This window comes from Thiocapsa rosea (assembly GCF_003634315.1).
Taxonomy (GTDB): domain Bacteria; phylum Pseudomonadota; class Gammaproteobacteria; order Chromatiales; family Chromatiaceae; genus Thiocapsa; species Thiocapsa rosea.
In genome coordinates this window covers 4,799,895-4,812,365 of sequence record NZ_RBXL01000001.1, presented here as the reverse complement: position 1 = coordinate 4,812,365, position 12,471 = coordinate 4,799,895, and the positions used below count along the sequence as shown (strand labels likewise).

General features: G+C 63.8%; 10 protein-coding genes and 1 tRNA gene. 6 read left to right on the top strand and 5 right to left on the bottom strand.

Translation table 11 applies throughout. The annotated features are described in order from the left end of the window. Positions 1-550 precede the first annotated feature (550 nt). Both BDD21_RS21385 and BDD21_RS21380 read right to left on the bottom strand, forming a co-directional pair. Positions 551-4,093: a sulfite exporter TauE/SafE family protein gene (locus tag BDD21_RS21385; protein WP_120798886.1), complete on the bottom strand. Its 3,543-nt coding sequence runs from the start codon at positions 4,091-4,093 to the stop codon at positions 551-553. A gap of 182 nt (positions 4,094-4,275) precedes the next feature. Further along, positions 4,276-5,571, bottom strand: coding sequence for a dicarboxylate/amino acid:cation symporter (locus BDD21_RS21380; RefSeq protein WP_211335119.1), 1,296 nt, complete (start codon positions 5,569-5,571; stop codon positions 4,276-4,278). Positions 5,572-5,799: 228 nt separating this feature from the next. Between BDD21_RS21380 and BDD21_RS21375 the strand changes: the two genes are divergently transcribed. Continuing rightward, positions 5,800-6,135: a hypothetical protein gene (locus BDD21_RS21375; protein ID WP_120798885.1), complete on the top strand. Its 336-nt coding sequence runs from the start codon at positions 5,800-5,802 to the stop codon at positions 6,133-6,135. 6 nt (positions 6,136-6,141) lie between these two features. Continuing rightward, positions 6,142-6,510 carry a DUF4870 family protein gene (locus tag BDD21_RS21370; protein WP_120798884.1) on the top strand — a complete coding sequence of 123 codons (369 nt, stop codon included), beginning with the start codon at positions 6,142-6,144 and terminating at the stop codon, positions 6,508-6,510. Between the two features lie 391 nt (positions 6,511-6,901). Here BDD21_RS21370 and BDD21_RS21360 read toward each other — a convergent pair whose 3' ends face one another. Both BDD21_RS21360 and BDD21_RS21355 read right to left on the bottom strand, forming a co-directional pair. Then, positions 6,902-7,087 carry a hypothetical protein gene (locus BDD21_RS21360; RefSeq protein ID WP_120798882.1) on the bottom strand — a complete coding sequence of 62 codons (186 nt, stop codon included), beginning with the start codon at positions 7,085-7,087 and terminating at the stop codon, positions 6,902-6,904. 93 nt (positions 7,088-7,180) lie between these two features. Next, positions 7,181-7,849: a Bax inhibitor-1/YccA family protein gene (locus BDD21_RS21355; RefSeq protein ID WP_120798881.1), complete on the bottom strand. Its 669-nt coding sequence runs from the start codon at positions 7,847-7,849 to the stop codon at positions 7,181-7,183. A gap of 207 nt (positions 7,850-8,056) precedes the next feature. Here BDD21_RS21355 and BDD21_RS21350 point away from each other — a divergent pair. The 3 genes from BDD21_RS21350 to BDD21_RS21340 all read left to right on the top strand — a co-directional run bounded on the left by BDD21_RS21350 (position 8,057) and on the right by BDD21_RS21340 (position 10,205). Continuing rightward, positions 8,057-8,144 (top strand) — tRNA-Ser (locus tag BDD21_RS21350). 335 nt (positions 8,145-8,479) lie between these two features. Further along, entirely contained in the window at positions 8,480-9,607 is a 1,128-nt protein-coding gene (locus BDD21_RS21345; RefSeq protein WP_120798880.1) for a tyrosine-type recombinase/integrase, read from the top strand. Beyond that, positions 9,600-10,205 (top strand): hypothetical protein, encoded by a 606-nt coding sequence (locus BDD21_RS21340; protein ID WP_120798879.1) that lies wholly within the window; start codon positions 9,600-9,602, stop codon positions 10,203-10,205. The genes BDD21_RS21345 and BDD21_RS21340 overlap by 8 nt, the downstream gene beginning before the upstream one ends. On the opposite strand, the gene BDD21_RS21335 is transcribed toward BDD21_RS21340, so the two are convergent. Then, on the bottom strand, positions 10,202-11,854 hold the full coding sequence (locus BDD21_RS21335) for a DUF6399 domain-containing protein (protein ID WP_120795595.1): 1,653 nt from the start codon (positions 11,852-11,854) through the stop codon (positions 10,202-10,204). The two genes, BDD21_RS21340 and BDD21_RS21335, sit on opposite strands and share 4 nt — an antisense overlap. Positions 11,855-12,190: 336 nt before the next feature. Here BDD21_RS21335 and BDD21_RS21330 point away from each other — a divergent pair, with 336 nt between their 5' ends. After that, complete coding sequence (locus BDD21_RS21330; protein WP_120798878.1) at positions 12,191-12,469, top strand: hypothetical protein; 279 nt, start codon at positions 12,191-12,193, stop codon at positions 12,467-12,469. The last annotated feature ends 2 nt before the right edge of the window (positions 12,470-12,471 follow it).

Here is a 12,471-nt window from a genome sequence, read left to right as displayed (position 1 = left end):
AGAGAGGAGAGAGGAGAGAGGAGAGAGGAGAGCTTAGGCGATTACCGGGAATCAACACTCCAACTGCGCAGAGGATCGGCTGGCAGTGACGCCAACGGTCGTCGCGAAGCGCCGACACTCCCCGGGATAGACGACTTGCAGTCGTCCTCTTCAGCCGGCCCGACGGCCCGCGACGTCCTGGTCAACGCGACGCACTTGAGAACCGCGCCGAACGCGCCTTGGCACCGGTGTCCGTTTTGCTCATCCGTTCGCGATCTTCCTCTCCTTTCAGGTGTTGCCCGACGCGACGGTCGTGCGAGCGAGGCCCGTGGAAGAGGACGACTGCAAGTCGTCTATCCCGGGGGCGCGCCGTTTCGCGACGTTGCTTCCGGCCGATCGGATGTGCAAGGAAGGATCGGTTCGTCCGGAATCCGATGACGACAACGACAACGACAACGACAACGACAACGAGTAGAACTTTCGACGACTGACCTTGGTTCCGGCTCTGTCGCTAGATCCTTTCCCGGAAATCACCAGATCGTTGAACGCCGGAGGCAGGAGGCAGGAAGCCCTAAACCGCCGACGGCGCCTGCTTCACCCCCGCACGACCGCTGAACACCGCAAGATCGGAGCGAATCAGGCTCCAACAGGGCTCACCGAGCTGCTCGCGCGGGCCGCTGATCTCGACCTTCAGGAAGAGGTCGGGCTCCTCGAGATAGACACAGAGCCGCAGCTCGATCGGCCGATCATTCGCGGTATTTGCGGCGAACAGCTCCAAGGTCAGATCGAAGGCGTTGCTCGACAGGCGCGGCCGTCCGGTCTCGACACGGACCAGGCCGCAATTCGGCTCGGCGCAGCGGCGACGCAAGGCATATCCCAGCTCGCGATCGCAGAAGACGCAGAGGGCACGATTCACCTCGGCGAGTCGACGCTGTGCGTCTCGAAGGCGATGGGGGTAGGGGACCTCGTCGCGGATCTCATCGCGCAGCACCCGTCTGAGCCGGTCAAACGCCTTGGGCAATGTTCCGCTGTGAAAACCCCGGCGGAGCATCCCGCGCATGGTCTCGCCGTGGCTGCCGATGACGGCCGCCTCGATCGGCGTGCTCTCCAGATCGGATCGGCGCACCGCCTCGATCCGACTTGAATCGTATCCAACCGAGTGCGCGCTCGCATGGTTGGCCGCATAGATCCGCCGATTCTCCTTCAGCTCCCACACCAGGAAACCGGCGAGTCCCGGCAACAAGAGGATGGTGACGGTCACGAAGGGATAGGCGATCAACTTCGGCAGAAAGGGCTCCGTGAGTGCAACCAGCAGCCCGGTGAGTGCAGGCAAGAAGGGCAGCATCAGCTTGTGCGCGATGGTGACCAAAGGGAAATGCTTGATCGGATTGACCTGGGGCTCCACCAAAACGGTCACGTAAAACTGGATGAACGCCTCCGTGAATTTCCAGACCGGCGCAAACAGCGCCTTGATGGCAAGCGCGAGCCGCGACTCTCCGAGCTGATGGCTCAGCAGCTCCTCGATCCGATGCAGCCCCTGCTCGAAGCGGCGCGTCACCTCCTTGAAGAAATGGAGCAGCTCTCGAACCAACCCGATCACCAGGGTCTGGTTCAGTCGACGCAGCATCTGCCAGGCCGTGCTCGCGAGATTGTCGAGCAAACGTCGACCCGCCGGCGTGTTGCGCGCGAGCGTGCCGATCGCAAAGGCCGGGATCAGCAAGGATAGACCGTAATCGATCTCCACCTCTTCGATCAGCAGACCGATTCCCACGAACGGGAGCACGACCAGCAAGCCGATGAACAGCGGCTGGACGAGGTTACGATCCAGTCCGCGGATGATGCTCGTCGACAGGAGTCTCGCGACAGGCGCCCAGCGCAGCAGTCTGCGCACCCCGTCGAACAGCAGCAGACGGACCGTCCAAGAGAGGACGCGCCAGATCGTTTTGGCGATCGCACGCCCGACGCGGGTGTAGGCGAACGCATTGATCAGCAGGGCGAGCAGCATCACGAGCCAGAGGGGCGCCAAATGGACGGAGCTCTCCTCGTGCGTGATCAGGCCGACCAGAATATCGATCGTCTTGAGCCCCAGGAAGGCGAGGCCGGTCGGCAGGATGAGATGACGCAGGATCAACCGCCCTCGCGGCGTGCCGAACAGAGGTGCGCCGAGCTGCTGCAACCCCTTGACATAGAATTCGCCCGGCTTGTAAACGCCGGGCAGGTTCTTGGCGGCGATCCGGTCGAAATGCGCCAAGCGGTCGCCGTGGCGAATCTCCTCGAGGGTCGGGTCGGGCAAGCGCAGGATGTTGCGTGCGACGATATCGCGCACGTCGGTGAACTTCAGATGCCGACGGTGCTGGATGACGTCGAGCAGCTCCTCGCGCATCTTGTGCGCCGCGACCTTCTCGCGATGATTGCGCGGGTTGAAGCCGGCTTCCTCGAGAGAAACGCGAAGGTGGGGTCTGAGCTGGCCGGCAAGTCGCGTGGAAAGCTGCTCGGAGAGTCGCTTCAAGGGGACCGAGAACCGCTCGACTTCGCGGGTCGGCCACTCGATCTGTTCAAGCCGGATCGATGCGATCTCGAGCGCACGCAGCGCCTTGAGCTGGGCCTGAAAGGGCAGGATCTGTCGCAGCTGGACCTTGCCGCCGCTCGCTGCCCATTGGAAGGGACGGAGACGGTAGTAAGTCGTGCGGCTCTCCAGCAGAGCGCGCTCCAGGTTGCGAAGGATCATGTAAGCCGAGCGTGCCGACCCGGAGCGCATCACCTCCTCGCCCAAGAGCGCGGTCAAGGCAGCCAACTCGCGTGCCGTGCCCGGGCTGAGCTTCGAGTTCACGGCGATGAGGTCCGCCAAGGTGCTCTCGGCGGCCGCGGCCCGCTGGGCGAGGATCACGCGGACGGCGTCGCGCGCATTCGGGCAGGGTACGTCCATCGCGTCGAAGCGTCGCCGGGCCAAGGACAGGTTGACGAGTGCGGCGGCATAGTGATTGTCGAGCTCGGCGCGCTGAGCCTTGCGCACCGCATCGGCGAACAGGGCCAGATGCAGGTCCAGCAGGAACCCGCGGGGTCCTGCGGTGGATCCGCGACGGCTCAGCCGCGTCGGGATGGCCAGCAATCCGTCCAGAAGCGGGCCGAGCGGTGTGATGACGATGTCCCGAAGCGTCGTTCGCCAGTCCCGACGCATCAATTGAGAGGCTCCGTGCAGGACCGCGAGACAACGTGCCTCGATCTCGTCGACGGGGGACGCGAGCGTCGCACCGGCGGCGTCCGGCGTTGCGGGCTCATCCGGGAAGAGCGGCGCTTCGTGGCTCTCCTGGGCCGCGATCACGCGCGCGAAATCCGGATCCGACTCGCCGTAGGGCAGGTTGGACGGGAGAAGCGGCAGATACGCGGGCACGCCGCAGCGGTGATCCGGGCGGGTATGCTCCAGCAAACGCGGCAGCCGCCCGCCCTGCATCGATCCGGGGAGATCGAGCCCGCTCTCGAGGAGCCACAGATCGAGCGCGTGCCAGTCGCGGATCGTCGGAAAGAAGAAACCGCGTGCGCCCGGTGAGAAATAGCGCAATCGGGCAATCAGGGCGACGAAGCTGCGGCAAACGAAGGCGTCGCCGATACCCGCGGGGACGACCCCGTCGCGCGTCATGATGTCGCGCACCTCGGCCAAGGCCAGCGGGCCGATCCGGCGTGCCAGACCGACCGGGCCGAACGGATCCCCGTCGCGATTATCGTCGCGAGCCATCTGCCAGGCGCGCGCGATCTCCGCCTCGAAACGCCGTGCCCAGTAGTCGCGCAACAGTCGCGTGAAGCCGACCCGGTCGAGTCGCTGTTCCGGCGGGATCGGCAAGAGGATCACGTAGTCGGGCAGGTTGAGCCCCTCGATGACCGCCAGTGCCTCCGGATTTTCCAATTCGAGGCCCGTCAGAAAGGCCGTGGAGGGCATCAGGTAATAGGCGAGCTCGGGGATCGAGATGTCACGGGCTTCGGCCGCCAGATGGTCCGTGATCAGGCGCTCCATGGCCCTGGGGTGGAACAGGAAGACGCCTTCAGCGGGTTTAAGGACGCGCCCGCGGAAGAGCTTCGCGGTGGTCTCGGCGCTGGCGGATGGGGTAAGGTCAGACACGGGGCTCGCGATGCTGATTCGGAGGGGCCGGCATGAGCAGGGCGCGAGCGAGCGGTCGCCGCGTCGGTGAACCGGATCGTGCCCCGCGCCCTATCGTAATTCCATTGGCCCCGGTAAGGAAACCGATCGACCGCTCGACCCGGGGCCGCGAGCGTCCTCGCGGCTCGGGGCTGCGGGGGCGACTAGGCCCTGGCCGGCGTTGGCACATCGTTCTCGAGAATGCCGGTTTCCCCTTCGCTCTTGGCGATGATGACGGCACCGCACGAGTCGCTGAAGACGTTGACCGAGGTGCGCATCATATCGAGGAGTCGATCGACCGCCAGGATCAGCCCGATCCCTTCCAGCGGCAGGCCGACGGCGGTCAGGATGATGGCGATGGCCACGAGGCTTGCGGCCGGGATGCCGGCCACGCCGATCGAGGTCAGAAGCGCGAGGATCACGATCAGGATCTGGGTCGCGAATCCCAACTCGATCCCGTACGCCTGGGCGATGAACATGACGGCGACGCACTCATAGAGCGCAGTTCCGTCCATGTTCACCGTCGCACCCAAGGGCAGCACGAAGCTCGAGGTCCGATTGGAGACCCCTGCATTCTTCTCGACACATTCCATGGTGAGCGGGAGCGTGGCCGAGGAGGATGCGGTCGAGAAGGCCGTGAGCAGCGCAGCTCCCATGGCGCGGTAGTGGCGGCTTGGCTTGACCCCGCCGATGAACATGAGCAGCAGGGGCAGGGTCACGAAAAAATGGATGCCCAGCGCGATCACGACGCTGAAGAAGAAGAGCGCAAGCGGCCCGAATGCCTCCAGCCCGGTGTCCGTGACCGTCTTGGCGACCAGTGCGAAGACCCCGATGGGTGCGAAGCGCATCACCAGCTCGGTGATCTTCATCATCACCTCGAAGACGCCGTTCCAGAAGTCGAGCTGTGTTTGCGCATAGTTGCCGTTCAGGCGCGTGATGAAGAAACCGTAGAGCAGACTGAAGAAGATCAGCCCGAGCATCTGTCCCGCCGCCGCCGCCGCGACGACGTTGGTCGGCACCATGCGCAGGAAGATCTCGACGATGTCGGTGGCGCCCTTGTCGGCGAATTGGGCCTCCAGATCGCTCTTGCTGGCCGTGAGCCCGAACACCTCCTCGGCCGTGCCTTCCACCACACCGGGCTGAATGATGTTGACGACAAGCAGCCCTACGATGATGGCGAGCAGGCTCGTCATCGCGTAGTAGCCGATGGTCTTGCCTCCGAGACGCCCGAGATTGCTCGAGCTGCCGATTCCGGCGACCCCGACGATGATCGAAGACACGATCAGGGGTACAATCAACATCTTCAGGGCGTTGAGGAAAAGCTCGCCCAGAAAGGCAAAGATCCCGTATAGGGTGACCCCGAAGAGTCCGGTGTCGCGCTCGATGAGCAGCCCGATGACGATCGCCAACACAAGCGCGATCAGGATCTGCCAGTGGAGCTTCATTTTGAGAACCGACATCGACGTCTCCGAATGGCTCTGAGGTGGTCCGGCACGGGTCGCCGCGCGTGTGATTGCCGGATCCCGCATCCGTGCGGAAGGGCTCGGCGATCTCGACTCGCCGAAGGTCGAGCCGGCTCGGCGTGCTCGAGGGGGTTTTCGGTCGGACGCGGATACGGGCGCATCTTATGCCGTACGCCGTGTCGAGACCAGAGCGTTACAGCACACACAGAGCGAACATCGTCAGCCATGCACTATCGCGTCTATTACTTGTTCGAGCGTTCGGGGGAGTCGGTCTCGTCTTCGAGCGGGCTGGAGGTGAGCAGCCGTGAAATTCGCGAGCAACTGCTGCCTCGCCTGCAACATGCGGACGACTATCTCGGGATCATCGATCACGCCGACAACACCCTGCAGATCCTTCGCGAGCCGGGGTCCATCCGGTATTGGGTCGAGCTGCCGATCGATGCGGCCAAAGCCTCCTACGGTCGGCACATGGATTTCGACGAGGTGGATCAACTCATTCGGGAACTACCGTCGGTCTTCGATCGCGAAGCCATTCCCGGACTTGAATACCGCCCTTGGTGAGCACCGATGGATGACTCGACCCGCAACCTTCAACCCGTTTCGGCTCGTCCGGAAACGACCGATCCACTCAAGAGCACGACCGGCTTCGTCTATCTTCTGCAGGCCCTGTCGTTCATCTTCGGCGTCACATCCGTCCTCGGCGTCGTCGTCAACTACCTGCGCCTCGCCGAGGTGCGAGGCACTTGGCTCGAATCCCATTTCGTCTGGCAGATCAGAACCTTTTGGTTCCAGGTGTTGTGGGGCCTCGTCGGTCTGGTCACCCTCGTGTTCTTGGTCGGCTTCCTGATCTGGGGTGCGGTGTACTTCTGGACTCTGTATCGCGTGGTGAAGGGGTGGCTCAATCTTGCGGAGGAGCGGCCGATGTATGCCGACTGAACCGCGTCTCGGGTGAACCTTGCAGCCTTGGCGCGTGCAGTCGGCTCCGCATGGTCCACTGGAGGTTGGAGCGGACGCGGTTCAGAGGATTCGAGAATCGAAGACCGCCGGGGCAAAACAACCAAAACGTAGGATGGGTAGAGCGCAGCGAAACCCATCCTCACAACTCAAACGCTCAACAAGCCGCGCGGCGTAGATCGCTCGCCACAGGTGTGACATGGCCAGGTCAGGTCGGGCCAAACGCAGGCAGGCCGGGGTAGGGTGGACAAGCGAGAGCGCAGTCCACCGAACCCCACGCCGGCGCCGGTGGACTGCGCTGCGCTTGTCCACCCTACGGATCCCTACCGATCTCGGCGCGGCCCGGCTTACGATCGAGGCCCGTCGCGTTGGTTCAGCGCACCGCCATGATCAGCAGCACGACAAGCGCGACGACCGCGCCGAGCGGCAGGATGGCCGCCTGCCAGTCCCCCTTTTCCGCCTTCGGTCCATTCTCCTGCCAGTGCTTGTAGGCTGGCCAGAGATAGAACAGCATCAAGACGAGAACCGCGCCAGCGGCGATCTTTAGTGCAAGCTCCATCGAATCGTCTCCTCGCCCCGAGCGGGGTCGTGTCGAGGGCTCAAACAAAAACCCCGGCACTCGGCCGGGGTTTGTGCCCGAAGGGGAGGCTGATCAGTCGTCGCCCATGATCCCGAGGATCTGTAGCAGACTGATGAAAATGTTGAAGATGGCGAGGTAGATCCCGTAGGTCGCCATGATGTAGTTGGTTTCTTCGCCCCGCGCGATCCGGCTGGTATCGAACAGGATGAAGCCGCTCATCAGCAGGATGATGGCCGAGGAGATCGCCAGCGAGAGCGCCGGCATCTGAAGGAACAGATTCGCCACGATCGCCAGGATCACGACCATCATGCCGGCGAAGATGAATCCGCCCATGAAGCTGAAGTCACGCTTGCTGGTCAGGGCATAGCCAGACAGGCCCAGGAAGATCGCCGCGGTTCCGCCGAACGCCAAGCCGACGGTTTGCGCGCCGTTGGGAAGAGCCAGATACATCGACAGGATCGAACCCAGCCCGAATCCGAGCAGACCGGTGATCAGGAAGATGACGCCGATACCCTTCGAAGAGTTGGCCGCGCGCGGAAGTACGAAGATACCCATCAGCATCGCGACGATCACCGAGACCAGATACATCCAGCTCGGCACGGCGAGGGCGATCGACACCATCGCCGTGAAGGCGCTGAAGCCGAGTGTTGCGGCGAGCAGCAAATAGGTGTTCTTGAGCACCTTGTTGGCCGAGATGACCGACTGTGCGCTGCGGGGAATGGAAAAATCAGTGTTGGCCATGGGTGTGGTCACTCCGGTTTCGTAAAGATTCAAGCTGCCGAGTCAGACTCGGCGGGAAGATCCGAGTTCCTGAAGCATACCTGATGGAGTCGCGCACGCAAGCGTCAAGACGTTTGGGTCCGCCGTGGACATGCGGTATCCTTATGGGACGGCCTTCGGGAGCGCGATATTCAGCGATGCTGCGAGATCGCGCCCGGCGGTCGATTCGGAGAGGTGGCTGAGCGGTCGAAAGCGGCGGTCTTGAAAACCGTTGACCCTCGCGGGTCCGTGGGTTCGAATCCCACTCTCTCCGCCAAATAAATCAAGGTCTTGGCGTTGTTCTCCTTCTACCCTACCGCATTACCGGCTCGGATCTGAGCCAAATCTGAGCCAACAACTTCTAAAACCCGGTCTATAATGGTGCCGTGTGGTGTCGTCTCGACAAGGCACGACGAGACGATTTCGAACCCGGAGGGCGACCCCCCCCCCCCCCCCCCCCCCCCCACCGGAAATTTCGAAGCTTCCACCGGAAAAAACGAAGCCCCGCGACGCTCGCAACGCCGGGGGCTTCTGACCACAACCAACCTGGTTAGGAGGTTCGGCTATGGCTGCATACGAGTGTAGCGCGGTCGGGCTCCGGGAGTTCAGACCGTGGCATCTATCCGCAAGCTGACGGACGGTAGAAACAAACCCTGGCAGGTCCGTATCACCCGAAAGGGTCAAACCCTCCCACCCGAATACTTCCGCACCAAACGCGAGGCATCAGCGTTCGCCGCGAAGGTAGAGGCTGATTTCGATCTGTGGTCCAAGGTGCTCGGCGGCGAGCTGCGACGCCACACCTTCGCGGATCTGGTGGACCGCTACATGAGCGCCTACCGAGGCAAGGACGACAGCCTGCCCGCGCGCATGGCTTGGTGGAAGGATGAGTATGGCGACCGCTCGATCTCCGACTTCACCGACGACACCCTGCGCGACGGTCTTGCCCGGCTCGCCGAGGGCACCGCCAAGCAAGGGGGGCACAAGGTCACGGAGACCGAGCGCAAGCTCTCGCCCGCTACCCTGAACCGCTACAAGACGGCTGTCGGGACGCTCTACAAGACCGCGATCGACGCGGGTTGGTACGGCATCAAGATCAATCCTGCTGCGGGGATCCGCAAGCGCAAGGAGAACAACTCCCGCTTCGGGCGCTGCCTGGAAGACGGCGAGCGTGAGCGGCTGCTCGATGCGTGCGATCGGTCCACCACCTGGCCGGATCTCGGGCTCTTTGTTCGGCTGGCCCTGGCCACCGGGGCACGCCGCGGGGAGCTGCTGAAGCTCGAATGGAAGGACGCGGACCTTAAAGGCGGTTCGATCCTGTTGCGCGCAACCAAGAACGGAGACGATCGGCGCGTCCCCCTGCTCGGGGAGGTCCGCTCGCTGCTGAAGGAACGCGCCAAGGTTCGGCGCCTGGACGACCCGCGCGTCTTCGCCTGGAGTACCCGCAAGCAAGAGAAGATGCAGCCGGCCGAGCGCGAACTGAGCGCGCAACCTGTCGATGAAGCATGGGCCAGCGCCAAGGCTGCCGCGGGGGTCGAGAACCTTCGCATCCATGACCTTCGCCACTCGTGCGGCTCCTACCTCGCCAAAGCCGGCGCGTCGGCCTTCCAGATCGCCGCGATACTTGGGCATCGGTCCGGCCCCGGATTGACCGCCCGCTATGTCCACCTGGTCGCGGAGGATTCACGCGACCTGATGGAGTCGGCGCTCGGAGGGATCACGGGAGGGAAGGGTAATGGTTGACGCCGATGTCTTGGAGCATGCCCCCCGCTGGGGGCTGGGCACCCTCAGCAAGCCCGATCAAGACCTGATGATGCTTAAGCGTCTTGGGCTGACCCTAGCACAGGAAATTTGTGCCGACCTTGACGCCTATCTCCAGAACGAGCTTGAGCGGGAGGGTACGTTCGAGGATTTCCTTCGATCGCGACGAACCTTTCCTGCCTTATACCGGGCGGCAGGTAGCGGTCATTCTCGATCCAGGCTGCTCGCCGCCGCAATGGCAAGCTCGCACACTCGCCTTGCAATCAAGCATTTCGAGGACGGCGACATCTTAGGCGGTTGGAACATCCTCGCTGACGCGCGCGAGGACATGGGGCGTTTTCGTCCGGTCGATCCGAAAGAAGAGAAACGCGACGCCGCGCGGTTCATGGCTAGCCAGAGGGCGGACCGCCGCGAAGAGGCCGACTGCAAGCGACTCGTTCTTGAGCATTGGAGACAGAACCAATCGCTCTATTTGTCCAAGGGCAAGCCCAGTAGGAATAAAGCCGCGGAAGAAATGGCAAAGAGCTTGGTCCCGTTCCCGTTTACGGGCCTTGATCATCGATTGGTCCACTGTTGCTAAGCCGCCACAGGAACGAGGTAAGGCTGCCTTGCCGGGCGCGGTCGTCGTCGGGCCGGTCGGGCGGGCCAGGGCATGCGCTCGAGCACCTGCTCGAACAAGGATGGGTGGGGTTGAGCGAAGAAGCGCTCGGCGGCCGTGGTGCCGTCGGGCCGCTTGATCGCAAAGTTGTGCAGGGCGGTCAAGACCTGCTGCTTGCGCGGACTGAGTCGGTGATGCCCGTGCTGATAGAGCGCGAGGAAGCCGTTGCGTCCCTCGACACAGGAGCTGCTGCGCTGGAACAGATCGGCACACTCCCCGGCGACCTGCTCGAGATGGTGACGGGTCTGCGGATCCAGCGACTGGATCGGGTGCGAGGGCTGCCTCAGCGGGGCGAGACGCTGCGCACTCAGTGCTCGGAGTCGATGACGGGGCTCGGCGCGGGTGCTGCGTGCGGCGACGCGCTCCAGATAAAGCGCCGGGATCAGATCGTCGAGCATCGCCTGCTCGATGGCCGGTGCCAGGTCCAGCGCCTGCACCCGGGTGTTGACCATCATGAAGAAGAAGGTCAGCGTGGCGACGAGGCTTTGAGTCAGGCGCTTCGCCTTGGCCAGATGTGCGCAGAGACGCTCGGAAAGATCCGCTTCCTCGGCGATCGCCTCCAGGCGCGCAAACAGCGTTCCCAGACGCGCCTCCAACTGCTCGGGGGTTTGCGCCTGTCCCTGTTGGATCTCGTAGGGATGATCGACCTCGCTGAACGCACCGATCAGGGCTTTGGCCTCGGCGCGGTGCGCGTGGGCCTGCTCGCGCGCAAGGCTGGCTTGGACGTAAGCGCTCAGCGCCTCGTCGATGCGCGCGGCGAACGCCGGCGGGCGCCCGGGGCCGTGGCGGCGCCGATGATAGGCCTGCTCGGCGGCGCATTCGTCTTGCCAGCGCGCCTTCGCCTCGGTCTCCGCCGTCTCGGCCTGTTGCTCGGCGCGCTTCAGCGACAGACTCATCGCCTGGCTGACCTCATGCTGCAGATGAAACAGGTCCGTGGCATGGTGTGCGCCCAGATCACGCTCGACATGCGCCAACAGCCCCTTGGCCTCATCGCTGGTGCCTTGCACCACCGTGACATTCAGCCCCTCGAGTCCACCCTCGAGCGCCCGTGTCCAGGCCGCCGCCGAGCGCTCATCGCTCCTGTGCTCGAGCAGGATGAAGTTCGAGACCGCATCGATGCCCACCAAACGCATGCCGTCTTTCCACGTCTCATCTTCGGCGATGCTCAGTGTGCGATGGGGCATGGCTTGGGCCAGCGTCCCGCGCAGTTCGGTGGCGGCGGTGACGATCTGCTCCTCCAAGCCGGCATGGAACGCCTGCTGCGCACCGTAGGAGGCGCCGATGAATGCCGACAGCCCACTGCGCTCGAGAAAATCGCAGACCACGCGCACGCCCGCGCCGCCCTGCTCGCCGATGCTCCAGTGCGCGGCAACCAGGATCCGGCGCAGCCACACCACGCCCTCGGGCGTCTCGACGAAGGCCGACAGCGCCGCCGGCGCCGATGGCGCAGGGGACGCGTTCCAGTGACGCAGGGTGCTGCGCGCCACGCCGGCGCCGCTGACCGCCGCGCGTTGACTCTGCCCATCCTGCTGGGCTTGCGCCACCGCATGCAGGTGCTTGGCGCGATCCAAGCGATCGTGGATTGGCGTGGGGCGTCGATCTGCACTAGAGTCGACACAGGCAGGAGCATCGGACAACGGCGTTTCCCTCGGTCAGTTTGCACTTCCAAGGGTACGCCTCCCCGGCGCTCCTGCCACTCCTTCAGGATGCTTGATCGCCTACCGAAACACGCGGTTTTGGACCAACCGATGATCAAGGCCCGTTTACGACCGTCCGCAACTGGTTGAAAAACGCATGACCCCTTGAGTATGGCGTGTGCGTAGACCGCATAGTCTGCGCATGGCTCTATCTGGCGGCGAGCCGCATTCCTACTCTATCCCTCACCAGCAAACGTGAGGGATAGAGACATGACCCCGCAACCCACCCCACAGGCCGGCGCAACGCTGGACCTGTCCGACATCACCCCCTTCGCCGAATTCTGCCGCGAGTGCGAAAAGCGCAAGCTCGCAACGCGCGCCCAACTGCAATGGTGGATGCGCTATCGCCGACAGAATGGCTTGCTGTCGTCCGGCGCTGTGGTTGAGCGGAAGGTCAACCCGAGCGCGAAAAAGGCGATGCTGTTCGTCGTTCGCCCGCGCTTCGTCGCATGGCTGGCCGCGTCCTCCGAGACGCTGGCCGCGGCATAGGG

Bases quoted from the DNA above. Each gene is read 5' to 3' on its own strand.
- BDD21_RS21355 (WP_120798881.1), bottom strand. From the start codon at position 7,849: ATGGCCAACACTGATTTTTCCATTCCCCGCAGCGCACAGTCGGTCATC.
- BDD21_RS21340 (WP_120798879.1), top strand. From the start codon at position 9,600: ATGGTTGACGCCGATGTCTTGGAGCATGCCCCCCGCTGGGGGCTGGGC.
- BDD21_RS21375 (WP_120798885.1), top strand. From the start codon at position 5,800: ATGCACTATCGCGTCTATTACTTGTTCGAGCGTTCGGGGGAGTCGGTC.
- BDD21_RS21330 (WP_120798878.1), top strand. From the start codon at position 12,191: ATGACCCCGCAACCCACCCCACAGGCCGGCGCAACGCTGGACCTGTCC.
- BDD21_RS21360 (WP_120798882.1), bottom strand. From the start codon at position 7,087: ATGGAGCTTGCACTAAAGATCGCCGCTGGCGCGGTTCTCGTCTTGATG.
- BDD21_RS21380 (WP_211335119.1), bottom strand. From the start codon at position 5,571: ATGTCGGTTCTCAAAATGAAGCTCCACTGGCAGATCCTGATCGCGCTT.
- BDD21_RS21370 (WP_120798884.1), top strand. From the start codon at position 6,142: ATGGATGACTCGACCCGCAACCTTCAACCCGTTTCGGCTCGTCCGGAA.